This is a genomic window from Algibacter marinivivus (assembly GCF_003143755.1).
Lineage (GTDB): Bacteria > Bacteroidota > Bacteroidia > Flavobacteriales > Flavobacteriaceae > Algibacter_B > Algibacter_B marinivivus.
Window position 1 is genome coordinate 426,908 of sequence record NZ_QFRI01000001.1, and the last position, 24,732, is coordinate 451,639.

The 24,732-nt window shown below is 30.9% G+C and carries 20 protein-coding genes; 10 read left to right on the forward strand and 10 right to left on the reverse strand.

Going from position 1 to position 24,732, the window contains the following annotated elements; all coding sequences use genetic code 11:
• Nucleotides 1-50: 50 nt before the first annotated feature.
• Entirely contained in the window at nucleotides 51-1,799 is a 1,749-nt protein-coding gene (locus DIS18_RS02050) for a hypothetical protein (RefSeq protein WP_146191783.1), read from the reverse strand.
• Nucleotides 1,800-1,947: 148 nt separating this feature from the next.
• Here DIS18_RS02050 and DIS18_RS02055 point away from each other — a divergent pair, with 148 nt between their 5' ends.
• The 8 genes from DIS18_RS02055 to DIS18_RS02090 all read left to right on the forward strand — a co-directional run bounded on the left by DIS18_RS02055 (nucleotide 1,948) and on the right by DIS18_RS02090 (nucleotide 10,438).
• The gene (locus DIS18_RS02055; protein WP_181363974.1) at nucleotides 1,948-2,463 is read left to right on the forward strand and encodes an RNA polymerase sigma factor; all 516 of its coding nucleotides are present in this window, start codon (nucleotides 1,948-1,950) and stop codon (nucleotides 2,461-2,463) included.
• A gap of 1 nt (nucleotide 2,464) precedes the next feature.
• Nucleotides 2,465-3,103 carry a hypothetical protein gene (locus DIS18_RS02060; protein WP_109351381.1) on the forward strand — a complete coding sequence of 213 codons (639 nt, stop codon included), beginning with the start codon at nucleotides 2,465-2,467 and terminating at the stop codon, nucleotides 3,101-3,103.
• Nucleotides 3,104-3,149: 46 nt separating this feature from the next.
• A complete protein-coding gene (locus DIS18_RS02065; RefSeq protein WP_109351382.1) occupies nucleotides 3,150-4,049 on the forward strand; it encodes a FecR family protein in 900 nt (299 codons plus the stop codon).
• 37 nt (nucleotides 4,050-4,086) lie between these two features.
• Nucleotides 4,087-6,396 carry a TonB-dependent receptor plug domain-containing protein gene (locus DIS18_RS02070; RefSeq protein ID WP_109351383.1) on the forward strand — a complete coding sequence of 770 codons (2,310 nt, stop codon included), beginning with the start codon at nucleotides 4,087-4,089 and terminating at the stop codon, nucleotides 6,394-6,396.
• 102 nt (nucleotides 6,397-6,498) lie between these two features.
• Nucleotides 6,499-8,142 carry a DUF1800 family protein gene (locus DIS18_RS02075; protein WP_109351384.1) on the forward strand — a complete coding sequence of 548 codons (1,644 nt, stop codon included), beginning with the start codon at nucleotides 6,499-6,501 and terminating at the stop codon, nucleotides 8,140-8,142.
• 8 nt (nucleotides 8,143-8,150) lie between these two features.
• Nucleotides 8,151-9,785 carry a T9SS type A sorting domain-containing protein gene (locus tag DIS18_RS02080; protein WP_109351385.1) on the forward strand — a complete coding sequence of 545 codons (1,635 nt, stop codon included), beginning with the start codon at nucleotides 8,151-8,153 and terminating at the stop codon, nucleotides 9,783-9,785.
• Between the two features lies 1 nt (nucleotide 9,786).
• Nucleotides 9,787-10,170 (forward strand): hypothetical protein, encoded by a 384-nt coding sequence (locus tag DIS18_RS02085; RefSeq protein WP_109351386.1) that lies wholly within the window; start codon nucleotides 9,787-9,789, stop codon nucleotides 10,168-10,170.
• A gap of 88 nt (nucleotides 10,171-10,258) precedes the next feature.
• Complete coding sequence (locus tag DIS18_RS02090) at nucleotides 10,259-10,438, forward strand: hypothetical protein (protein WP_109351387.1); 180 nt, start codon at nucleotides 10,259-10,261, stop codon at nucleotides 10,436-10,438.
• A gap of 100 nt (nucleotides 10,439-10,538) precedes the next feature.
• Here the strand turns inward: DIS18_RS02090 and argS are convergent, their stop codons facing one another.
• The gene (argS, locus tag DIS18_RS02095) at nucleotides 10,539-12,311 is read right to left on the reverse strand and encodes an arginine--tRNA ligase (RefSeq protein WP_109351388.1); all 1,773 of its coding nucleotides are present in this window, start codon (nucleotides 12,309-12,311) and stop codon (nucleotides 10,539-10,541) included.
• Between the two features lie 420 nt (nucleotides 12,312-12,731).
• On the opposite strand from argS, the gene DIS18_RS02100 reads away from it, so the two are divergent.
• A complete protein-coding gene (locus DIS18_RS02100) occupies nucleotides 12,732-14,801 on the forward strand; it encodes a tetratricopeptide repeat-containing sensor histidine kinase (RefSeq protein ID WP_245925559.1) in 2,070 nt (689 codons plus the stop codon).
• A gap of 102 nt (nucleotides 14,802-14,903) precedes the next feature.
• On the opposite strand, the gene ctlX is transcribed toward DIS18_RS02100, so the two are convergent.
• Nucleotides 14,904-15,839 (reverse strand): citrulline utilization hydrolase CtlX, encoded by a 936-nt coding sequence (ctlX, locus tag DIS18_RS02105; protein ID WP_109351389.1) that lies wholly within the window; start codon nucleotides 15,837-15,839, stop codon nucleotides 14,904-14,906.
• An 84-nt stretch (nucleotides 15,840-15,923) separates the two neighbouring features.
• Here ctlX and DIS18_RS02110 point away from each other — a divergent pair, with 84 nt between their 5' ends.
• The gene (locus DIS18_RS02110) at nucleotides 15,924-17,285 is read left to right on the forward strand and encodes a Kelch repeat-containing protein (protein ID WP_109351390.1); all 1,362 of its coding nucleotides are present in this window, start codon (nucleotides 15,924-15,926) and stop codon (nucleotides 17,283-17,285) included.
• On the opposite strand, the gene DIS18_RS02115 is transcribed toward DIS18_RS02110, so the two are convergent.
• From DIS18_RS02115 to rpsD, 7 genes are all read right to left on the reverse strand, one after another.
• Nucleotides 17,271-18,185: a dimethylarginine dimethylaminohydrolase family protein gene (locus DIS18_RS02115; protein ID WP_109351391.1), complete on the reverse strand. Its 915-nt coding sequence runs from the start codon at nucleotides 18,183-18,185 to the stop codon at nucleotides 17,271-17,273. The two genes, DIS18_RS02110 and DIS18_RS02115, sit on opposite strands and share 15 nt — an antisense overlap.
• A 149-nt stretch (nucleotides 18,186-18,334) precedes the next feature.
• Nucleotides 18,335-19,624 (reverse strand): citrate synthase, encoded by a 1,290-nt coding sequence (locus DIS18_RS02120; RefSeq protein ID WP_109351392.1) that lies wholly within the window; start codon nucleotides 19,622-19,624, stop codon nucleotides 18,335-18,337.
• A gap of 173 nt (nucleotides 19,625-19,797) precedes the next feature.
• Nucleotides 19,798-21,090: a phosphopyruvate hydratase gene (eno, locus tag DIS18_RS02125; RefSeq protein WP_109351393.1), complete on the reverse strand. Its 1,293-nt coding sequence runs from the start codon at nucleotides 21,088-21,090 to the stop codon at nucleotides 19,798-19,800.
• A 156-nt stretch (nucleotides 21,091-21,246) separates the two neighbouring features.
• Nucleotides 21,247-22,350 carry a glutamine-hydrolyzing carbamoyl-phosphate synthase small subunit gene (gene carA, locus DIS18_RS02130; protein ID WP_109351394.1) on the reverse strand — a complete coding sequence of 368 codons (1,104 nt, stop codon included), beginning with the start codon at nucleotides 22,348-22,350 and terminating at the stop codon, nucleotides 21,247-21,249.
• A 111-nt stretch (nucleotides 22,351-22,461) separates the two neighbouring features.
• A complete protein-coding gene (rplQ, locus tag DIS18_RS02135) occupies nucleotides 22,462-22,932 on the reverse strand; it encodes a 50S ribosomal protein L17 (protein ID WP_109351395.1) in 471 nt (156 codons plus the stop codon).
• A gap of 59 nt (nucleotides 22,933-22,991) precedes the next feature.
• Nucleotides 22,992-23,984, reverse strand: coding sequence for a DNA-directed RNA polymerase subunit alpha (locus DIS18_RS02140; protein ID WP_109352558.1), 993 nt, complete (start codon nucleotides 23,982-23,984; stop codon nucleotides 22,992-22,994).
• Nucleotides 23,985-24,079: 95 nt separating this feature from the next.
• Nucleotides 24,080-24,685: a 30S ribosomal protein S4 gene (rpsD, locus tag DIS18_RS02145; RefSeq protein ID WP_109351396.1), complete on the reverse strand. Its 606-nt coding sequence runs from the start codon at nucleotides 24,683-24,685 to the stop codon at nucleotides 24,080-24,082.
• Nucleotides 24,686-24,732: the final 47 nt, after the last annotated feature.

Consider the following 24,732-nt stretch of genomic DNA (forward strand, 5'->3'; position numbering starts at 1 on the left):
AACCTAACCAACCGAAAATTGTAGTTTCTCTTTTAACCAAACATGTTAGTTTATCTTTTTTCTAGAACTAAGATGCGCTCTATTTCTCCGTTTGAATTGTAGTCTTTTAACTCAATTCTATTTGGAGTTATTTCTTTGATTTTCCATCTGTGCTTTAATTCGCTAAATGGTTCGTCTTGAGTTCTAAAGTTTAATCCTAAATACAACCCATTGTTTCTGTATGCTAACCAAGAGCCTCTGAAATCGTTTCCGTTACCTTCTGCAAATAACATTCCATCTTCGTTAAAACCTACCACATAACCATTGTAGTTCTCAGTTTCATTTGCATTTTGATCTTCGTAAAGTGCTACTTCCCACTCGCCATTTGTTAATACATCTGCTATGTAATCAATATCTTCATCGTCATCTGGACAGTGTCTCATTAAAATCATTTGGTTATTAGCATTTGCTAGCTTGATTAAATCGTTTTCTAAGAAGGTAATTAACCATTCTAATTTTAATTCTGGTCTTCCGTCTAAGGTAATTTGTAGGATGTAACCAGCGTTTCTAACTCCAATCTCGTAGGTACCTTGTAGTAACTCTCCGTTAACTCTAAGTTTTACAACATTATCTTCGTAGAATTTAAATGGTGTTCCTATATACTCTTTTTCGTTATCTACACCTTCAATGTTTAATCGTGCTATTCTCCATAAACATTCTTGTAAAAAGTTTTCTATACGCTCTTTTGTTATATCTGTAACAATATCACAGTTTTTCTTCAAGATAATTCTGTTACCTCCAGATTGGTATAGTTTAATTTTACCTGGTTCTAAATCGTACACAAACCACTCTAAAGTAAAGTCTACAAGGTTATCAAACTCTAACTTAATTAAAGCACCTCTATCTGTTACACGTGTACTCCAAGTTCCAGTTAATAAATCCCCGCCTCTTGCATGCATTACAACAACATTATCTTCTTTAAAGTTTAATACATACTCTATGTATTGCTCTGTATTGTCTTGATTATCTCTTTTAAATTCATAAACTAACCAAGGGCAAGACATTAAATACTCATCTAAACGTTCTTTTGTAAAATCGTCATCACCATAATCGTTATCATCATCTTCATCACAAACATCTTTAGCTTCTTTAATGGTTCTTGCTAATTCTTCGTTATTGTTTACTTCTACAGTTGTTCCATCTGCATACTCTAAAGTAATTGGGAAATTAAGACTTGCAATAACTTCAGCATTTTTAACACGTTTTAAGAATTTGTATAATTCTCTATCATTTTCAATAGTTATTACATCAATGATTTGAAAATCTGTATTGAATACTGAAAAAGAAATTGGGTATTGAAAATCGATACATTCAATATCATCATCTTCTTCATTCTCTCCTCTACAATCTTCGATTAATGCTTCTAACTCTTCTCTGTTATTGAGTACAATCTCTTCATGATCAGATAAGATAATAGTTATAGGAAATATAATTTCTAACTTATCGTCATCATCTTCAAACTGATTAAAAATAGCTTCAATAACTTTAAAGTCTTCTCTAGAATCAATTATAATTTCTACACCGTTAACTTTAACAGTAATAGGTAATTTTACAGATGTACAGCTGGCATTATCTATAATATTATCAGCAGATCCGTCCATGATAGATGTGGAGAACATCAAGCCTGTAAGCTCAGATTCGGCAGTAAGGGCTTCACTTTCTTCTGTTGGAGTAATTTCGGTTACTTCATCTTGACAAGAAGAAAATAATAAAAGGGCAAAAAAAGGAATTAGTAATAATGTCTTCATATTAGTTTTCATAGTATGTGATTTTGGGTTTAACATAGTATTTTGATTATAAAACAGGATAACTTTAAAAATTCCTACCCTTGTTTTTAAAAAATTTCAAAAAAATTTAAATTTTGAAATTTAAAAAACCTTATTTTAGGTGCACCAACTACTAATATTAATGGGGAAACAACTACATGAAAATATTTGCGAAGAACATTTATTTTCTTCCATATTTAATAAACATGCTAAAGATTTACATAACTTTTTATACTATAAGTTTGGGGATTTACTGAATCCGAAAGATAAAGTACAGGAGGCTTTTATTAAGTTATGGGAGAATTGTGCTAAAGTTTCGCCTGAAAAAGCGAAGAGTTTTGTGTTTACTACTGCCAATAATTTAATGTTGAATGAAGCTGCTCATCAAAAAGTAGTTTTAAAACATCAGCAAACTAAACCGAAAATGTCTACTAATGAAACTCCTGAATTTTTAATGCAGGAAGCTGAGTATAATGATAAATTACAAAAAGCACTCTCAAATTTAACAGATGCACAACGCGAAGCCTTTATGATGAATCGTGTTGAGGGGAAACGTTTTAAAGAAATTGCTGAGACTTTAGGCATTTCGACTAAGGCGGTAGAGAAACGTATTTATGGAGCTTTAACAAAGTTGAGGAAGGATATTAAGGAGTTGTAACATGGATACTAAATTAATTATTTATTCTCTTTTGATTATTTGTTTCTTCTTTTCTTGTAAAAAAGAAATAAAACAGGAAAACAATATTCATCTGAATAATGAAGAAAATATTATTTCAGATCAAAATCTAATTATATCTGTGGAAAAAGAAAACTTTGAATCTTATTTAGGTATTAAAGTAAAAAGACTATCAAAACTCAAGTATAATTATATATTAAAAAGAATTGACACTCTTGAAATTCATAAATCAACCCTGATTAGTGGATTGGAATGGTTATGCAAATCAGAGCAATTAATTCATAATAAAATAGATAATTTAGATATTGAAGACTTCAAATCTGAAATTTATAGATCAAATTTTGCTTTTTTAAAAGGTACCGTAACTATCAATTCTGGAGGAAATACTTATCCAAGGATAAAAGTTGAAGAATATATTTTCAAAAGTAAAAAAAGCGCAACAGAAGCATTTAATTTCTTAAGTAACATAAAGAAAATTGATAATATTTGGTTTAGAGTTAGTAAAGCACCTAATTTACTATTTTTAGAAGAAAATAGGATATATTATATTATTTCAGGAGGATGGTATATGATGGATATTTATCGAGAAATTGGAGAAGAACTAAAAAAAGTTAATAATTAGGGTAGGAAAAAATAAAAGTCAACTGTTATATAGTTGTATAGAAATTATGAAACGAGAAGAACTCATATCGAAATGGTTAGATAAAAACCTAAATGATCAAGAACTTAAGGCTTTTAAAAACCTTGAAGACTATAATGATTTAGTAAAGTTAAACACCAATTTGCAAGCTTTTAAAGCTGATAACTACAATACTTCTGCTGAATTAGAAAACGTATTATCTAAAATTAAAAGTAAAAATGCGCAACCTAAAACACATTGGATAAAACCATTTATGCGTGTTGCAGCTATACTTGCTGTGTGTTTTAGTTTATACTATTACACGACCACTTTAGATACTACCATTTCTACTGAATATGCACAAAAAACAACTATAGAATTACCAGATGCATCAAGTGTTTCCCTCAACGCAAAATCGCATTTAGCTTTTAATAAAAAAGATTGGAAAAATGACCGCGAAGTACAACTTCAAGGAGAAGCCTTTTTTAAAGTTGCTAAAGGATCATCATTTAAGGTAAAAACAACATCAGGAACCGTTACGGTTTATGGTACTCAATTTAATGTAAAACAACGGGACAATTATTTTGAGGTTATTTGCTACGAAGGACTAGTTGGGGTGACTTACAACACTCAAGAAACAAAATTAAAACCTGGAAACAGTTTTTTAATTATCGATGGGAAAGTAATTGCTAAAGAAAAAGAAAACCGCACAATGCCTTCGTGGTTGAATAACGCTAGTACGTTTAGAAGTTTGCCTTACAAAACTGTTATTGCTGAGTTTGAAAGACAATACAATGTTGATGTTACTTTAATAGGCATTGACTCAAATCAACTTTTTACTGGTAGTTTTGCTCATGATAATATTGAGTTGGCTTTAAAATCTATTACCTTACCTTTACATGCAACGTATAGCAAATCAAATAATACGATTACATTAAAAGGTGAATAGAAACTTTATTTTTTCTATTATTTTATCTGTATTTTTTTTGAATGTTGCCTCCCTTAAAGCACAAACCATTCAAAAAGAAAAGCAACCTCTTATTGCTGTTTTAAAAGTACTTTCTGAAACTTATGATATTAGTTTTTCTTATGTAGATGATATCATAAAAAATAAAGAAGCCATATTACCAGAAGAAACTCTTACTTTAAATGAAGCCTTAGAATTCCTTCGTTTAGAAACACAACTTGATTTTGAATTACTTGACAATCGATTTGTAGTTATAAAATTTAAGAAAAAAAAGAAATCAGATTTCAGAGTACAAAATCTTGAGGAAATAATTGTTACTAATTATTTAACTACTGGTATTACAAAACTAAATGATGGCTCTATAACCATTAAACCCAAGACCTTTGGTATTTTACCTGGGCTTATTGAAGCAGATGTTTTACAAACCATTCAAGCTATTCCGGGAGTTTTAAGCACTGATGAAACGGTTTCAAATATAAACGTTCGTGGTGGTACTCATGATCAAAACCTGCTACTTTGGGATGGTATTAAAATGTATCAATCGGGGCACTTTTTCGGTTTAATTTCTGCTTTTAATCCTTACACCACAAAACGCATTAATGTTTACAAAAATGGAACAAGAGCCAAATATGGTGATGGTGTTTCAAGTATTATTGATATGCATTTACCTGATGATATAGACAACGAATTTGATGCAGGTTTAGGTTTCAATTTAATTAATGCAGATGGTTACATTAAAGTCCCATTATCTAGAAATACTGAATTACAATTATCTACAAGACGCTCAATAACAGACTTAATAAACACCTCAACTTACGACCAGTATTTTAAGCGTGTTTTTCAAGATTCTGATTTCTCGAAAGGTAAAGAAAACAGAAATTCAATTTCTCAAAATGAAACGTTTTATTTTTATGATATTGCTGCTAAGTTTCTATATGATATTTCGAAAAAAGACAAAGTAAGATTTCATTTTTTGAATGTGAATAACAACTTAAATTATGACGAACAATCTACAATTAACGATAGAGACGAAGCTTTAAATAGCAAATTGTCTCAACAAAATTTAGCTTTTGGAGTAACGTATATTAGAAACTGGAATAAAAAGCTTTCAACCACAACACAAGCCTATATTTCTAATTATAATTTAGATGCTACCAATTTTGATGTGATTAATGATCAGCGATTAATTCAAAACAATGAAGTATATGATATTTCAGCTAAATTAGATATTAACTACAGGTTTAATAATCTATTCAAAATTAATAGCGGTTATCAGTTTTCAGAAGTTGGCATTAGCAACTTAGAGGATGTTAATAATCCTAATTTTAGAAGTTTTGTAAGGAATGTTATAAGATCGAATGCCATATATGGAGAAACAGAGTTCTTATCAAACAATGCAAAAACTAAATTAACACTTGGAGGTAGATTAAACTATATTGAAAAATTTGATATGCTTTTTGCAGAACCTCGATTAAGTTTTTCTCAACGCTTTTTAAACCATTTTAGATTTGAAATTTTAGGTGAGTTTAAAAGTCAAACTACATCACAAATTATCGATTTACAAAACGATTTTTTGGGTATTGAAAAACGCCGTTGGGTACTTTCAAACAACAATAAGGAGGTTATAAGAAATGATAACCAAATTATATATCCTATTCCTGTTTCAAAGAGTAAGCAGTTTTCAACGGGTATTCATTTCAATAAAAACAAGTTGCTAATTAGTGCTGAAACCTACATTAAAAAAGTAGATGGTATAACCACACGAAGCCAAGGATTTCAAAACCAATATCAATTTAGAAATGAGGTTGGTAGTTATGAAATAAAAGGTGTTGATGTTTTACTTAACAAACAATTTAGTGATGTTATTAGCAGCTGGATTTCTTATTCATATAGTAAAAACCAATACACATTTGATAATTTAAATGATGGTAATCCCTTCCCAAATAATGCTGATATTACTCATGCTATAACATTTGCTGGCACTTACACCAATAACAACATTAAGTTTGCTGCTGGTTTAAATTGGCACTCTGGGTTACCAAATACCGAACCTGATGTTAATGACGACCCTATAGATAATAATATTGATTATCAATCTCCAAATAGCAACCGTTTAGACGAGTATCTTAGAGTCGATTGTTCTGCAACTTATGCGTTCAATATTTCAGATTCTGCAAAGGCAACTTTAGGAGCTTCTATTTGGAATCTTCTTAACAAAAACAACATTATCAATACCTACTATACATTAGACGAAAATAACGAGATAAATACAGTAGAAAACAAATCATTGGGCATAACTCCTAATGTTAGTTTTAGGGTCAATTTTTAAAAAAAATCTTTTCATCTACTTAACTATCTGAATTTCAACGAATAATTCCATTTTTTTGTACAACTAATTAAAATTTTAACTAAATTTTCAAAAAATTAATTAATGGCATCACTTAACCCACTTAGTTCTCCTTTAGATTTACGAAAGGCAAAGCACTTATTAAGGCGTGCTACTTTTAATTTCACTAAAGAACAATTAGATGTTTTTGTTGGGATGTCTGCTGCAGATGCTGTAAATAGTTTAACAACAGCCTCAGCAAATATATTATCAGAACCTTATGATCCGCTTCCAACAACATCGCCAGATGGATTTTGGACGTCATCAACTGAACTCCCTAATTCATTTAATGGGCAAACTAGAAAACGAGCTATAATTGTAGGTTGGTGGTGGCATAATGCCATGAGTCAAATAAGTTTAAAACACAAGCTATCGTTCTTTCTCCATACATGCTTTACAGTTGGAAAAGATTCCGGAGTTGGTTCAGCCACATATTTTTACGACCATATTAGACTTTTAGACTACTATGCCTTAGGAAACATTAAAACTTTAGCCAAAAAAATCACTTTGGATAATGGTATGCTTGACTATTTGGACAATACCCAAAACAATGATAACAACCCAAATGAAAATTATGCCCGTGAATATTTAGAGCTTTTTACAATTTTAAAAGGTGAACAAATTGGTGATGGTAATTACACCAATTATACTGAGCATGATATTCAACAAGCAGCCAAAGTCTTCTCAGGATTTAAAAGACGTGCAGACAGAAGTGATATTGACCCTGATACTGGTATCCCCAGTGGTTATAACAATTATAATAGGCATGATAAAACCAATAAAACTTTTAGTGCTGCCTTTGGAAATCAAGTTATAACAGCTGCTACAAATGCCATTGATATGACCAGGGAACTTCATGATTTTGTAGATATGGTTTTTGCACAACAGGAAACGGCAAAAGCCTATTGTAGAAAGTTATATCGTTACTTTGTAAAGAGTGAATGGAATGCCACTGTTGAAACAGACATTATCACACCATTATCTCAAATTTTAATTGATAACGATTTTGAGATTTTACCAGTAGTAACCACATTACTTTCTTCTGAACATTTCTATGATGCTGATGATAGTGATGCTACTGATAATATCATAGGGGCCATTATAAAAAGTCCGTTTCAGCAATTAACGGAAGTATGCTCTATGTTTGAGTTAGACTATCCTGATCCAACAACAGATACATATAGATATTACATAAACTTCTTTTTAAGGTTTGTACACAACACCTATACAAAAACTGCAGGTATGGAATTGTACAATCCAGACTCTGTAGCAGGTTATCCAGCCTACTACCAAGAACCAAGCTTTGATAGAATTTGGTTTTCTTCTAATACCTTAATTGGAAGATATAAACTTATAGAGAGCCTTATTATTGGACGAAATACAATAACTCCAAATGCAAGGATTTATGCTGAATTAGGCACCATTAATTTTGCAAAAAACAAACTTGCTAACCCTGAAAACCCTATACTTTTAATAACAGAAGTTGCCAACTTACTATATCCTGAAGCTATTGATTCTGATAGAATTAATTATTTCAAAACATTTTTAGTAGATGAAGGCTTCCCAGATTATTACTGGACAGATATTTGGGTACAATATTTAAATGATAATGATGACACATCAGTTAAAACACGATTAAATGCTTTAGTTACTGCCATGGTAAACGCAGCAGAATTTCAATTAATGTAAAGGACAACATGAAAAGAAGAAACTTTATAAAACTTTCAGCTTCTGCTTCTGTTATTGGGTTAACACCTATAGAATTACAAGCAGCCTTAAAAGCATTTATGCCTTATATGGCGTGTCCTGATATTTCAAATAGAAAATTAGTACTAGTAAACTTAGCTGGTGCAAACGATGGATTAAACACCATTATTCCAACAAATCAATATGACACATATAGTAATTTAAGACCCACAATTAAAGTTCCTAATTCTGGAGCTAATCAATATATTACTTTAGATGCAACACTCCCAGATAATCAACAAGTAGGTTTACACCCAACATTAACAGGTTTTAAATCTCTTTATGATAAAGGTTGGTTACGTATTCTACAATCTGTAGGTTATCCATCTCAAAACAAAAGCCATTTTAAGTCTACTGACCTGTATTTAACTGGAAATGACGGAAACAGCCTTCTTAATGGTGCTGACACAGGTTGGATTGGTAGATTTATGGAACTCTATTATGCTGATTTGGTTGTTGAAACTTATCCTTTAGCAGTAGAAATTGGATCGAACAAAACCTCACTCGGTTTTCATGCAGAAGAAGCACACGGATTAGCACTAAATATTACAGGGCAAGATCCTTCTGGTTTTTATTCAATTTTGAATGGATTAGGTGGCACGCCACCAACGAATATTCCTAATTCCGATTATGGGAAGCAATTAGAATTTATTAATAATACAGATTCATTATCAAACACCTATGCTGAATCAATCTCAAGTGCCTTCAACTCTGGGCAAAATGATGTCACGTATCCAGATACCGATTTAGCAGACCAATTAAAAACAGTAGCACGCTTAATTAGCGGAGATTTAGGCTCAAAAGTTTATATGGTTCGTATTTCGGGATTCGATACTCACAACGCGCAAGTTCAAGGTGTTGGTGATATTCTAGGAAGACATCATGTTTTACTGACTGAATTATCAGGAGCAATAGATGCTTTTATGAATGATATTGACAGTCAGAATATAGCTGATGACATCGTTGGTCTTACCTTTTCTGAATTTGGAAGAAAAGCTAGAGAAAATGGAAGTTTTGGATCTGACCACGGAGAAATAGCACCTATGTTTGTTTTTGGAAAACCGGTTTCAGGTGGTGTTTCAGGTACAAACCCAGACTTAACAGAAGCTACAGACAGTAATAACTGGCAAATACAAACTGTTCAGCATGATTATAGACAAACTTTTGCAACCTTATTACAAAATTTTTTAGGTGCAGATAATACTATTATTGATGCTACTTTTTTCAATCACACATTAAATGATAGCTTTTCTAATCTTAAATTAGATGATTTGCTTAAAGCAGAATTTAAACTTGATAGCGAATGTTTTGGTAGTGCACTTTCAAACAATACTTCAGAAGAAGTTAAAAATTGGTTGGTATATCCAAATCCATTTAGAGACACTATAAATATTTCAGGAATAGAAGATATTAGCAATCTTCAATATAGAATTTACAACAGCTCAGGTGTTTTAATTATAAATAACTCGGGAAATATAACAAACGGAAAATTAAGCTTAAATTTATTGCACTTATCTAGTGGTGTATACATCGTTGAAATTGTTGCAGGAGGAAGAAAAGAAATTCACAAAATGATTAAGGTTTAAAATGAAACCCAACATGGTTTTAAAAACTAAAATAAAACATATTACAGCTTTCATTTTACTGATGCTAACTTTAGTGTCTGTTTCTGGTTTTACAAGTGTTTCAACTCATTATGAAAAACAAAAAATTGAGCTTGTATCAACTAAAAAACCAAACAAATCTTCTGTAGCTCAGTATCAAGTAATAACACACACCTCTCAAATAGTTGGATATAGCTATTTTACTATTTTTAATTTCAGTAACCTTCTCAAAAAACATCAATTTGATATTTCTATAGCTTTAAAAGCGCAAAAAAATGTCAAAATTCTATTCTTAGATTATCAGTTTTTAAAGCAAAATCTTATTGCTCAGATTAACTCTAGTAACTATAAAAACAACTTCATATAGTAATTTCTTTTGCTATCCTATAGCAAATTTCACTACATGTTTAATTTCTTAACATCATTTTTATTGATGTTATACATATTACTATATTATGAAGTCAACAAAAAGAATATTAAGGCTTATAGCCTTGGTATTTATGATTGGATTAGCCACCATACTACCAGTACCTATTACATTTTACAGAAAAGACAATATGCCAAAATTTAAGATTGAGCAGATTGATAAAAAACAAGAAGACGAAAACAAAGATGATATTAAGGAGATTTCTTGAAACTTGAATTTATTGAAATCTTCAATTATTTTCGTTTGACTTTGGATATGAAAAATTAAAACGATTTTATATCCGCAAAATGTTAAACGTTCGTCAAAATCTACATCCGCTCAGGAACCTGAATTCCTAACAACCCAAAACTATTTTTAATAGTATTTGCAACAACTTGGGATAATTGCACTCTAAATGCTTTCTCAGAGGCGTTATCAGCGCCTAAAATGGATACGTTTTGATAAAAAGAATTGAATTCCTTAACCAAATCGTAGGTATAATTAGCAATTAGAGCAGGACTATGATTATCAGCAGCATTTTGAACCACTTCTGGGAAAAGTTGTACTTGTTTGATAAGCTCTTTCTCTTTTGGATGTAGCTCCTTAACATTAGAACTTGTATTCAAGTCTGCTTTTCGTAAAATGGACTGAATTCTAGCATACGTATATTGTATAAAAGGCCCTGTATTACCCTGAAAATCTATAGACTCTTTAGGATCAAATAAAATACGTTTTTTAGGGTCAACTTTTAAAATGTAATATTTTAATGCCCCTAAACCAATGGTTTTATAAAGCTCCTTTTTTTCTTCTTTTGAATAACCGTCTAGTTTACCAAGTTCTTCTGAAATTTCTTCGGCAGTTGCAGCCATATCTTCAATTAAATCATCTGCATCCACAACAGTACCTTCTCTACTTTTCATTTTGCCACTAGGTAAGTCTACCATGCCGTAACTTAAATGATATAGATTTTTAGCCCAATCAAAACCTAATTTTTTTAAAATTAAGAAAAGTACTTGAAAGTGATAATCTTGCTCATTACCAACGGTATAAACCATACCTCCTACATCTGGAAAATCTTTTATACGTTGTATTGCAGTACCAATATCTTGAGTCATGTAAACCGCAGTTCCATCGGCACGTTGTACGATTTTTTTATCCAGTCCATCTTCAGTTAAATCACACCAAACTGAACCATCTTCTTCTTTCTGAAACACGCCAGATTTTAAACCTTCAGCAACAAATTCTTTTCCTAATAAATAAGTATTACTTTCATAATATAAAGTATCAAAATCAACACCTAAATTCTTGTAAGTTTCAGCAAATCCATCATAAACCCAACCATTCATTTTTTTCCAAAGTGCTACGGTTTCATCATCTCCTGCTTCCCAATTTAAAAGCATGTTTTGAGCTTCAATTAAAAGTGGTGCATTCTTTTTTGCATCTTCTTCAGAACTTCCTTTTGAAATTAAATCTTGGATTTCTTTTTTATACTCTTGGTCGAATTTCACATAATAATTACCAACCAATTTATCTCCTTTTAAACCCGTAGATTCTGGAGTTTCACCATTACCAAAACGTTCCCAAGCCAACATACTTTTACAAATATGAATTCCTCTGTCATTTATAATTTGAGTTTTATAAACCTTTTTTCCTGAAGCCTTTAAAATTTCAGAAACACTAAACCCTAAAAGGTTATTTCTAACATGCCCTAAATGTAAAGGCTTATTGGTATTTGGCGAAGAATACTCAACCATGATAGATTTATCTTTAGCCTTTTGCGAAACAAAACCAAAATTATTATTATCCTTTATAGAATTAAAGAAATTGATGTAATAACTATCATCAATTTCAATATTTAAAAAACCTTTTACAACATTAAATGCTTTTACTTCAGCTACGTTTTCAACCAAATAATTCCCAATTGTTTCTCCAATTTGTACCGGATTTCCTTTAACAAAACGAAGCATTGGAAAAATAACCACTGTAATATCTCCAGCAAACTCTTTTCTTGTAGCTTGAAATTCAACATTTTCTAACGCAATACTAAAGTTAGTTTTTACAGCTTGTTTTACGTAATTTGATAAGGTTTCTTGAAGACTCATTTAGATGATATTATAGGCTTGCAAATATAGAAAGTTTTTCATGTTATTTCTAGCAATAACTTAAAAGGTAAATAACTCAAATTCTTACACTTAAACAAAACACAATTAGTTTATCAAAATCAAGATGCATTTCATCGACAAAAGTGCTCTTTTTCTATGATTTTTACCGTTTATCTATTCGTCGATTTTTTGGCTTTTTTTTTGGCGTCCTTTCATCTAATTTATTGGTATTAAAACGCAGAAATTAGATTTTAAATAACCTTTTTTCAACTTTTGCGTGGTAATGCTATTAATCCAATTATTTTGGACGAAAAAATAAACCCTAACTAATAGTTACAGCTAAATAAAGTAATCTTATTTTCCCTCAAATTTAAGACCCCTTTACGTTACTTTATTCACAGATGTAATTTAAATGTTATAATGAGGAGAATAATTACTTTATTACTTATGTTGTCTATATCAATTAGTTTCTCGCAAACTGATGACATAGAAAAACTTGCCTTAGAATTAGCATTTCAAGAACAAGACTCCTTAAAAGTAGAAACTTCGCTTAAACTTATTAAAGCACTTTATAACATAAATGATTATGAAAGAGCTTTAGAGTATATTTTAAAAAGTGAAAAACTTTCCAATAATCTTAATTACAAAAGAGGTATTGCAGAAGTTACGTATTACAAATCTCTTATTTATGCGCAAAAAGATGATTATATAAATGCAATTAGTGGTTATAACAAATCTAAAACACTATTCCATTCTTTAAACGATACTTTAAACGTTGCTAAGATTAATAATAGCATTGGTTTAATAGAAATTAAAAGAGGTAATTATAATAAAGGGTTGCAGTTTTCTTTAGCTGCCATAAAAGAGCTTGAAAAAAGAAACCTAGTTAAAGAGTTAAATTTGGCTTACAGTAATTTGGCTAAAGCTTACTACAACATAAATTTATATGAAAAAGCCATAGAATTTTATTTGAAAGCACTAGATGTTCAAATGAAGCTTAATGACACCAAAGGCATTAATGAATCACATAGTAAATTAGCAGAACTTTATTCAAATAAAAAAGAGCACAGAAAAGCTATAGAATATTTTGAAAAAGTCATAGAAAGTAGTGAATCTGATAATGATTCTATTCGAGGACATGTATTCCCAAAATTAGGTGCCGAATATTTAAAATTTAACGATTTCGATAAAGCAACAAGATATTTAATACAAGGCTATAATATTAATACTAGAACAAATAATCAAGCTGGCTTACTGCTAGCTTTAAATAATTTAGGAGATTTAAATCTTAAACAAGGTCGATTAAAAACTGCCGAAAAACAACTACTTGATGCTGGCACCATTGCTAAAAACTTAAATAATAAAACAGAATTACTCAAGCATTACAAACTCATGAAGTCTTTAGACTCTACAAGAAGACGTTTTGATAGAGCTTTTGTATGGCAACGCGAATATTACGAATTAAACAATAGCCTTAAAAAAGCTGAAATTAAGCCTGTTATTAATTCTGAAAAACCAGCTGATGTTGATTTAAATTCAAATGTAATCAATCAACCTATTGATAATAATCCAGTAAATACAATTTCTTCAGTTGATAAAACTGAAATGAATAAAAAACTAGACAAGTACAAACTTCTATTATACGCTTTACTTGCGGCACTTATTGTAGTTTCTGCGCTATTAGTATTAGTTTACTTAAAAAGAAATAGCAATATTAAATACATGCAGGAGCTTGAGGAAAAGAATCTTAAAATTGAGTTACAAAATGATGCATTCTCAGAACAAACCAAACATCTTGAGAATGTAAACAATGTAAAAGATAAGTTATTCTCTATTGTATCTCACGATTTAAAAGATTCGCTTTCATCAATTAATGGCTTTATAGATTTATTAAAAGATGGCTCCTTATCAAGAGAGGAATTTGATAATTTAATTCCGGAATTAAGTGAAAATGCTAATAATGCCTCGTTATTACTTTTCAACTTACTTAACTGGTCTAAATCCCAAATGCAATCTTTAGAGCCAAAACCAAGTCTGTTTGATATTCAAGAGGTTTTTGAAAGTAAAGTAAAACTTATCGAGCAACGTATGGAAAATAAGGGTATCGATTTAATTGACCATTCCTTACGTGATTTTGCTTACGCAGACAGAAGTATGTTTGAAATTGTTGTACAAAACTTACTTGCAAATGCACTAAAGTTTTGTAAAAATGGAGATACTATTACGGTTTCAAACCATATCAGCAACGGAAGTTGTATTATAAGTATTGCAGATACTGGCATTGGTATTTCAAAAGAAAATCTTAGCAAATTATTCAAAAGTAGCTCATTTACAACCATGGGTACCGATAACGAAAAAGGTACAGGTTTAGGGCTTTCTATTTGTAAAGAATTAGTAGAATTAAATAATGGTAAAATTTGGGTAGAAAGCACCCAAGGTATTGGTAGCACATTCTATGTGCAATTGCCGAAATCTAGACCTACTTCTTAAAATTTTAATATTTTGTTAGGCGTTACCATAAGGGTCGGGCTTTATTCGTTGATTTTTATTTTTAAATTAATGAGTAATCCCTAACGCAACATATTTGCCAAATTAGTTTTTAGGCAAAAACACCTCAGCCATCATGCAACGTGCACTACCACCTCCGCAAGTTTCAATAGTATCTAAAGAGCTTGACAATATTTTAGTGTGCTTTTCAAGTATTTCTATTTGAGACTTTGTTAAAGAATCAAAAGCAGCTTGACTCATAATTAAATAACGTTCATCATTAGCGCCTTTAACTTGCAGCATATTTCCAGCAAAATTATTCACTTGTTTTTCTGTGATATCAATAATGTCTTTACCATCCGCTTTTAGATGTTTAATTACATTTTTACGTTCTTTTTTATCATCAATACTACTCAAACAAATTATAGCAAAGGTTTCTCCAATACACATCATAACGTTGGTATGATAAATGGCTTTTCGTTCACCATCAACGGTTTGATTTGAAGTAAAAATTACTGGAGTATATTCAAAATCTTCACAAAACTCTATAAATAAATCTTCATCAGCTCTAGGAGACAACGCACAATATGCTTTTCTATTTACACGATCTAATATAACACTACCAGTCCCTTCCAAAAACACATGTTCTTCTTCTGCGCTGGTATAATCAACAATATTATTAATTTTAAAACCCTTTTCTTCTAAAGTCTCAAGAATATCTTCTCGCCTTTCTAATCGCCTATTTTCAGCAAACATCGGATAAAGCCCAACATCTCCATTTGAATGAAACGACACCCAATTATTAGGGAAAATAGAATCAGGTGTGTCAAATTCTTTTCTATCACTAACAACAATTACGTCAACGCCTATACTCCTTAGTTTATCAACGTAAGCATCAAACTCTTTTTGAGCTTTTGCATTAATAGTCTCAGGCAAAACACCATCAATAGGTTCTTGATAGTAATTATTAACAGCTGTTTGCTCGTTCATCCTAAAATTTACAGGACGAACCATTAAAATAGTATTTGTGGTTTGTTGCATTATTAACTAATTTATAATACAAAGCTACTTCTTTTTAAAATGAAATATCTTAACTTTAAATAAAATAATTGGATCATTTTAAGCATGAGATATTTTTTAATTCTTCTTTTATTACCATATTTATTGTTAGGGCAAAATATAAAGGGCAAAGTTATAGATTCAGAAACTAAAATTCCTGTTGAAAATGTATCTGTTTACTTTAAAAACTTATCAAAAGGCGCAACAACTAATAGAAAAGGGAATTTTAGTTTAAAAACAGATTCCAATAATAAAATTTCTAACTCCATAGTATTCTCAAGAATTGGTTATTTTTCAAAAAGCTTAACACTTCCAGAACTTAAAAAAAACAACTTCATTATTAACCTTTCTAAAAAAACTGAGCAACTTAAAAAAGTAACTATTCATTCAAACAAAAAATTAAAAAAAGAAATTTCATTCCGAAAACTGTCTCGCTTAAAAAAAGGTATCCACTCTTTTGGCTCTGTTTTAGTAGATGATAAAATATATGTGATTGGTGGAGATGCATCTTATATTGAAGACACTGGAAAAAAGGCTATGGTGCAAATTAGAGATTTACCAGATGCATCCTTTTCTGATTTAATGAGAAGAATTACAATAAATCCAACTTGGATAGGCTATAAAGATGATTTACAAGTATACAACATAACTAATGATGAATGGACTAAACCTAGTTTAAATTTCAGAAAACGTGCTTATCATAATATAAATAACATTGATGATAATTTGTATGTTTTAGGAGGCAAAAGAGTAGCTTTAAATAATAAGAAAGAATATTTAGATGAAACACTTGAAGTATACAACTTGAAAACAGATAGTATTTTTATAGACAAAACCAATCCGCATCAAGCTGTAAACTTTGCTTCTTTTAATTTCAACAACAACATTATTGTAATGGGTGGTTCTATATCTCAAAAGAAAAACGGAAGTAAAACCTTTACTAATAAGTCTCATATTTATAACATAGATTCTGGTTATTGGTATGAGCTAAAGAATATGACACAGCCTAAAGAAGTAAACGGCGTTTTAATAGACAATACCATCTATCTTGTTGGCGGTTATAACGGTAAAGCTTTAAAAGAAATAGAAGCTTATAATATAACAACTGGAACTTGGAAGAAAGAAACTGACTTATTTGAAGCAATAGCCAAACCTTCTTTAACACATTCTGGAAATGTAATTTATATTTTTGGGGATTCAAAAATCATGACTTACAATACAAAAACAAAAGTATTAAATGTTTATAATATCAAATTAAAATTAGAAGCTCCTAAAATTCATTTTTATAATGATAAACTATATATAATAGGTGGTTATATCGAAGACGAATTTTCAAAAACACCATCAGCAGATGTATTTATAATAGATTTATTTGAATTAGAAATTACTCAGATAATTCAGTCTAAAACAGAATTAGTCTCTAATTAAAGGCATAGTTGTGCACCTTAATAAGCCTTCTTGCTTACCAATTTCAGCATAAGGAACCTCTTCAACAATAAAACCTTGATCTCTTAACCAGTTATTTAACCTGGTGAAATTTTGCTCAGAAATAATGACATCTTCAGAAATAGAAAACACATTGCTACACATTTGATACATTTCTTCTTTTGTGATTTCAAAAACGTTTTCTTTTCCAAAGAAATTGACTAACCATTCATATTCTTTTTCAATTAAAAAGCCATTTTTATGAATAATAGCTTTCCCTTTACCTATAGGGTTAAAACAGCAATCTAAATGCAATGCGTTCTCTTTTGCATTTGTATTAGACTTTCTAAGTTCAAAAGATTTTACAGTCTTATTTGGGAATAATTCCTGAATCGCTAAAACAGCTTCTTTATTAGTTCTAGCCGTAATCAAATCTGGGTAATCATCTCCTGTATAGGTTCCCATGAAAATATAATCATTCCATGGCATAACATCTCCGCCTTCAACGTGGCATGCTTCTGGCAAAACAACACGCTTATTTTCAGCAACCTGATTCCATATATAATCTATTGCCTGAACCTCTTTTTCTCTATGAGGAAGAATATTAGCTTCTATTATAATATCATCAATTACAAAAGCAATATCTCTAGCAAATATTTGATTACAGTCCTTTATTACTTCTGGCCTGTAAACTTTTACATTATATTTTTCGAAAACCTTAGCAACAGCATCTAATTCTCTAACCATATCCTCTTCTGTTGGATATGTTCCTGCTACTATATGCTCTACACTTTTTGGATCGTAGCTATCTTCAACTTTAGGAATTGACCCATTATCTTCAGCGGTTCCTAATACAACAGCCCTTAATCGGGAAGTTTCATTTTGCACATTTAATTTTATCATCTTTCTAATTAAATAATATCTTAAAATTTACATTTCAAAACTAAGGATAATTAGAGACATTTTACATTATTCTCAAAAATAAAGCACAAAAAAAAGAAAAGCTTCATGAAAAAATCATGAAGCTTATTAATATTATAATAAATATTTAACTATCTTTTTTCTATAGACTTGAAAGATCTCTCATTCTCTCCTATATATAATTGTCTTGGACGACCTATAGGCTCTTTATTTAAACGCATTTCACGCCATTGTGCAATCCAACCTGGTAAACGCCCCAAAGCAAACATTACAGTAAACATTTCCGTTGGAATTCCCATTGCTCTATAAATAATTCCTGAATAGAAATCTACATTAGGATATAATTTACGATCAACAAAATATTGATCTTCTAAAGCTTCTTTTTCTAAACCTTTTGCTATATCTAATATTGGGTCCTCAACACCTAAATCTCCTAAAACTTCGTCGGCAGCTACTTTTATAATTTTAGCACGAGGGTCAAAGTTTTTGTAAACTCTATGACCAAATCCCATCAAACGGAAAGGATCGCTTTTATCTTTGGCCTTTGCCATATACTTTTTCGTGTCTCCTCCATCTTCTTTTATAGCTTCAAGCATTTCAAGTACTGCTTGGTTTGCACCACCATGCAATGGCCCCCATAAAGCTGAAATTCCAGCAGCTATAGACACAAATAATCCTGCGTGAGAAGAACCTGTAATTCTTACTGTTGATGTTGAACAGTTTTGCTCATGGTCTGCATGCAAAATCAATAATTTATCTAAAGCATCTACTAAAATAGGATTCTGTTCATAAACTTCCTCATTTGGTTGTTTAAACATCATTTTCAAAAGATTCTCTACATATCCCAATGAAGAATCTCCATAATGTAATGGTAGTCCTTTTTTCTTACGCATAGACCACGCCACCAAAATAGGTAGTTTACCCATTAAACGCACAATAGCATTATACATATCTTCTTCAGAATCAACATTTACTGATTCTGGATTAAATGCGGTAAGTGCACTTGTTAGAGAAGACAACACTCCCATTGGGTGTGCAGACTTTGGGAAAGCGTCTATAATCTTCTTGACATCATCATCAACAACTGAATGTTTTTTTATATCTGAATGAAATTTATCTAATTCCTCTTTATTAGGTAGATCTCCAAAAATTAATAAATAGGCAACTTCTAAAAAATCTGCTTTTTCAGCCAACTCCTCAATAGTATAACCTCTATATCTTAAAATTCCTTTCTCACCATCTAAAAATGTAATAGCACTTTTACAAGACCCTGTGTTTTTATAGCCAGAATCTAACGTAATAACTCCTTTAGTTGTGCCTCTTAATGTTTTTATATCTATTGCAACTTCATTTTCTGTTCCCTTCATTATTGGGAACTCATGTTTTTCACCGTTTATTTCTAGAATAGCTTTATCTGACATATTTTTTTGTAAATATTTTTATTTGTGAGGATTGCTAAATTACGAAATATCTCTTTATTTTTTATGATAATCTATAACGTTTTCGTTATATTAAGAAATATTAAAATTGACGACAAAAAAAAAGCGATTATTCAAAATAATAATCGCTTTTTTAAATAATATAAAATATATCCTTACTTTATTTTGAAGGCATTTTCTTGAGGAAAATAAGCAACTTCACCTAGTTCTTCTTCAATACGAAGTAATTGATTGTATTTAGCCATACGATCACTACGCGAAGCAGAACCTGTTTTTATTTGACCTGTATTTAATGCTACAGCCAAATCAGCAATAGTGTTATCTTCGGTTTCACCAGAACGGTGAGACATTACTGAAGTATAACCTGCATTATGCGCCATATTTACTGCTGCAATTGTTTCAGTTAAAGTTCCAATTTGGTTTACTTTAATTAAGATAGAATTTGCAATACCTTCATTTATTCCTCTAGATAAGCGCTCGACGTTAGTTACAAATAAATCATCACCAACTAATTGCACTTTTTCTCCAACTAACTCCGTTAGATATTTCCAACCTTCCCAATCGTTTTCATCCATACCATCTTCAATTGAGATAATTGGATATTTTGATGCCAATTCAGCTAAATACTCAGCTTGCTCTTTTGATGTTCTTACAACACCTGAATCGCCTTCAAATTTCTTATAATCATATTTACCATCAACAAAAAACTCAGCAGAGGCACAATCCAAAGCAATTTTAACTTCATCACCAAATTTATATCCTGCATTACTAACAGCTTTTGCAATTGTATCTAAAGCATCTTCTGTACCGCCTTCTAGGTTTGGAGCAAAACCTCCCTCATCTCCTACAGCTGTACTTAAATTTCTATCGTGTAATACTTTTTTAAGGTTATGAAAAATCTCAGTTCCCATTTGCATTGCATGAGTAAAGTTTTTTGCTTTTACAGGCATAATCATAAACTCTTGAAATGCAATTGGCGCATCACTATGAGAACCTCCATTGATAATATTCATCATTGGTAATGGTAGTGTGTTTGCAGAAACACCTCCTACATAGCGATATAATGGCATATTCAACTCATTTGCTGCAGCTTTTGCAACTGCTAAAGACACTCCTAAAATAGCATTAGCTCCTAATTTTGATTTATTTGGTGTACCATCTAAATCAATCATTATTTTATCAATAAGGTTTTGTTCAAAAACTGAAACTCCTAATAGTTCTTCTGCAATTATTGAGTTTACATTTTCTACAGCTTTTAAAACACCTTTACCCATATAAGTATTTCCACCATCACGTAACTCAACTGCTTCATGTTCTCCTGTTGATGCTCCAGATGGAACAGCAGCTCTTCCTAAAATATTGTTTTCAGTTACTACATCTACTTCAACAGTTGGATTACCTCTCGAATCTAGAATTTGTCTTGCATGTATATTAATTATTATACTCATAATTGGTTTGTTTTTAATCTATTAATTACTTCAAATTTACGGTTAAATCTTATTTGTTTTTAGATGTTTTTGAAGAAATTCACGAAAACACATCTATAACGTTTTAGTAAAAATAAACCTCAAAATAGATATCTATTATTGAGGTTTATATAAATTTTATTTCTTTAAATTTTCAATAAATTGATCGAAAAGATATATAGAATCGTTAGGCCCTGGACTAGCTTCAGGGTGATATTGAACAGAAAATACATTCTTATTTTTCATTGCTAAACCTGCAACTGTGTTATCATTTAGATGTACATGTGTAATCTCTAAATCTGGATTAGATTCAGCTTCTTCTCTATTGACAGCAAAACCATGATTTTGAGATGTAATTTCACCTTTACCTGTAATCAAGTTTTTCACAGGATGATTTATACCTCTATGCCCATTGTGCATCTTATAAGTTGAAACACCATTGGCTTGAGCAATTACTTGATGTCCTAAACAAATACCAAACAATGGTAAATCTCTTTTTATAATTTCTTTTGCAACTTCTTGTGCTTCTACTAAAGGTTCTGGGTCTCCAGGTCCGTTAGACAAAAAGTAACCATCTGGTTTAAAAGCTTCTAAATCTTCAAATTTAGAGTTATATGGAAACACTTTAATATAAGCATCTCTGCTAGCAATATTTCTTAATATATTTTTTTTAATTCCGATATCTAAAGCCGCCACTTTGTAAGTAGCATTTTCATCACCAAAATAATAAGGCTCTTTAGTAGATACTTTTGAAGCTAACTCCAAACCTTCCATATTAGGTACTTCTGCTAATTGCTTTTTCAAGCCTTCAATATTACCAACCTCAGTTGAAATAACAGCATTCATCGCTCCATGATCTCTAATATAACTTACTAAAGCTCTTGTATCAACATCTGATATGGCTAATAAGTTATTCTTATCAAGAAAATCTTCTAAAGATCCATCAGCTGCATCTCTTGAATATTCATAACTGAAGTTTTTTACAATTAAACCTGCTATTTTAATAGAATCAGATTCAACTTCATCATTATTAACACCATAATTACCAATATGTGCATTGGTAGCCACCATAAGTTGCCCATAATAAGAAGGGTCTGTAAAAATTTCTTGATAACCAGTCATACCTGTATTAAAGCATACTTCACCAAATGAAGTTCCTTGTTTACCACCAACCGCTTTACCGTAAAAAATAGTACCATCAGCTAGAAGAATGATGGCTTTTTGTCTTTTTTGATATTTCATTCTAAGTTTTATGAGATTCCTGCCTTTACAGGAAAAAGTTTTACAAAATTGCACAAAAAAAAGGATAAACTAAAATAGTTTATCCTTAATATATTAAATGATTATTAACATTTATTCTTCTTCGTTTAATGCTTTAGTTTCAACTGGAGGAGTAACAGGTTTAGATCCGCCTCTTCTACTTCTTCTTGTTGTTTTCTTCTTAGCTTTATCAGCATTATAGATTTCGTTGTAATCAACAAGTTCTATCATTGCCATATCAGCGTTATCACCTAAACGATTTCCTAATTTAATAATCCTAGTATAACCACCAGGTCTGTCAGCTACTTTAGCAGCAACATCTCTAAACAATTCAATAACAGCATCTTTTTGTCTAAGTTTAGCCATTACTAAACGTCTGTTATGTGTTGTATCAGCCTTAGATTTTGTAATCATTGGTTCTACAAATTGTTTTAAAGCTTTTGCTTTTGCAACTGTAGTATTAATACGCTTGTGTTCAATTAAAGAACAAGCCATATTAGCCAACATTGCCTTTCTGTGTGCTGTTTGTCTACCTAAATGGTTTACTTTTTTTCCGTGTCTCATGACGTTTGTTTTATCATCTTGCTACCAAACTCGTTATTCGAGGAGCAAAATATGATTAATTAATCTTTATCTAATTTATATTTACTTAAATCCATTCCGAAATTTAATCCCTTAACATTTACAAGCTCTTCAAGCTCAGTTAAAGACTTCTTACCGAAGTTTCTGAATTTCATTAAATCATTTTTATTGAACGATACTAAGTCTCCTAAAGTATCTACTTCTGCAGCTTTTAAACAATTAAGTGCACGAACAGATAAATCCATGTCTATTAACTTCGTTTTAAGCAACTGACGCATATGAAGAGATTCTTCATCATAAGTTTCAGTTTGTGCAATTTCATCTGCTTCTAAAGTTATACGCTCATCAGAGAATAACATAAAGTGATGAATTAATGTTTTAGCACCTTCAGTTAAAGCATCTTGTGGTGTAATTGATCCATCTGTTATGATTTCAAAAACTAATTTTTCATAATCCGTTTTTTGCTCAACACGATAGTTTTCAATACTATACTTAACGTTTTTTATAGGTGTATATACGGAATCAGTAAAAATAGTTCCTATTGGTGCTGAAGCCTTTTTGTTTTCTTCAGCAGGAACGTATCCTCTACCTTTTTCAATAGTGATTTCCATATTGATGTTCACTTTAGGGTCTAAATTACAGATTACTAATTCTGTATTTAAAACTTGAAATCCTGAAATGAATTTTTGAAAGTCTCCAGCTGTAATTCTATCTTGTCCTGAAATTGAAATTGAAATTGATTCGTTATCAATATCTTCAATTTGTCTTTTAAAACGAACTTGTTTTAAGTTTAAGATAATTTCTGTTACATCTTCTACAACACCAGCTATAGATGAAAACTCATGATCTACACCCTCAATTCTAACTGAAGTAATTGCAAATCCTTCTAAAGAAGATAATAAAACTCTTCTTAAAGCATTTCCTACTGTTAGTCCGTAACCTGGTTCTAGTGGTCTGAATTCGAATTTACCTTCGAAATCAGTAGAATCAATCATGATTACTTTGTCGGGTTTCTGAAAATTAAATACTGCCATTTTTTTCTTCGTTTTAATTGTTACTTGGTTGCGCGATTTTAAAGCTTGAAGAAGGCTAATAAATCCTTTGGCCAAATACCAATATGATTAATATATTATTTAGAGTATAATTCTACGATGAATTGTTCGTTTATGTTTTCTGGGATTTGAATTCTAGCAGGAACAGAAACATAAGTTCCTTGTTTCGTATCAGAATTCCATGTAATCCACTCATAAACGTTACTTGAATTTGAAAGTGATCTTTCAATTGCTTCAAGTGATTTAGATTTTTCTCTTACAGCTACAACATCTCCTGCTTTTAAAGAGTAAGAAGGAATATTTACTAATTCCCCATTAACAGTAATATGTCTGTGAGAGACTAATTGTCTTGCGCCACTTCTTGTTGGGGCAATTCCCATTCTGAATACTACATTATCTAATCTAGATTCACATAATTGTAACAAAACCTCACCAGTAATTCCTTGTGCAGCTCTTGCTTTTTTAAATAACCCTCTAAATTGACGCTCCAATATACCGTAAGTATACTTCGCTTTTTGCTTTTCCATTAACTGGATAGCATATTCAGATTTTTTACCACGTCTTCTGTTATTTCCATGTTGACCTGGAGGGTAATTTCTTTTTTCGAATGATTTATCTTCACCGAATATAGCTTCGCCAAATTTACGAGCTATTTTAGTTTTAGGACCAGTATATCTTGCCATTTTAAATTTGTTTTGAGAGTGATTATGAATTAAGGTCTTAATCTTAT

Excerpts from the sequence above, each read along its gene's own strand:
- DIS18_RS02050 (WP_146191783.1), bottom strand. The coding sequence starts at position 1,799 with ATGAAAACTAATATGAAGACATTATTACTAATTCCTTTTTTTGCCCTT.
- DIS18_RS02120 (WP_109351392.1), bottom strand. The coding sequence starts at position 19,624 with ATGTCAGATAAAGCTATTCTAGAAATAAACGGTGAAAAACATGAGTTC.
- DIS18_RS02100 (WP_245925559.1), top strand. The coding sequence starts at position 12,732 with ATGAGGAGAATAATTACTTTATTACTTATGTTGTCTATATCAATTAGT.
- DIS18_RS02060 (WP_109351381.1), top strand. The coding sequence starts at position 2,465 with ATGGATACTAAATTAATTATTTATTCTCTTTTGATTATTTGTTTCTTC.
- eno (WP_109351393.1), bottom strand. The coding sequence starts at position 21,090 with ATGAGTATAATAATTAATATACATGCAAGACAAATTCTAGATTCGAGA.
- DIS18_RS02090 (WP_109351387.1), top strand. The coding sequence starts at position 10,259 with ATGAAGTCAACAAAAAGAATATTAAGGCTTATAGCCTTGGTATTTATG.
- DIS18_RS02075 (WP_109351384.1), top strand. The coding sequence starts at position 6,499 with ATGGCATCACTTAACCCACTTAGTTCTCCTTTAGATTTACGAAAGGCA.
- ctlX (WP_109351389.1), bottom strand. The coding sequence starts at position 15,839 with ATGCAACAAACCACAAATACTATTTTAATGGTTCGTCCTGTAAATTTT.
- carA (WP_109351394.1), bottom strand. The coding sequence starts at position 22,350 with ATGAAATATCAAAAAAGACAAAAAGCCATCATTCTTCTAGCTGATGGT.
- DIS18_RS02055 (WP_181363974.1), top strand. The coding sequence starts at position 1,948 with ATGGGGAAACAACTACATGAAAATATTTGCGAAGAACATTTATTTTCT.
- DIS18_RS02065 (WP_109351382.1), top strand. The coding sequence starts at position 3,150 with ATGAAACGAGAAGAACTCATATCGAAATGGTTAGATAAAAACCTAAAT.
- DIS18_RS02080 (WP_109351385.1), top strand. The coding sequence starts at position 8,151 with ATGAAAAGAAGAAACTTTATAAAACTTTCAGCTTCTGCTTCTGTTATT.
- DIS18_RS02140 (WP_109352558.1), bottom strand. The coding sequence starts at position 23,984 with ATGGCAGTATTTAATTTTCAGAAACCCGACAAAGTAATCATGATTGAT.
- rpsD (WP_109351396.1), bottom strand. The coding sequence starts at position 24,685 with ATGGCAAGATATACTGGTCCTAAAACTAAAATAGCTCGTAAATTTGGC.
- rplQ (WP_109351395.1), bottom strand. The coding sequence starts at position 22,932 with ATGAGACACGGAAAAAAAGTAAACCATTTAGGTAGACAAACAGCACAC.
- DIS18_RS02085 (WP_109351386.1), top strand. The coding sequence starts at position 9,787 with ATGAAACCCAACATGGTTTTAAAAACTAAAATAAAACATATTACAGCT.
- DIS18_RS02110 (WP_109351390.1), top strand. The coding sequence starts at position 15,924 with ATGAGATATTTTTTAATTCTTCTTTTATTACCATATTTATTGTTAGGG.
- argS (WP_109351388.1), bottom strand. The coding sequence starts at position 12,311 with ATGAGTCTTCAAGAAACCTTATCAAATTACGTAAAACAAGCTGTAAAA.
- DIS18_RS02115 (WP_109351391.1), bottom strand. The coding sequence starts at position 18,185 with ATGATAAAATTAAATGTGCAAAATGAAACTTCCCGATTAAGGGCTGTT.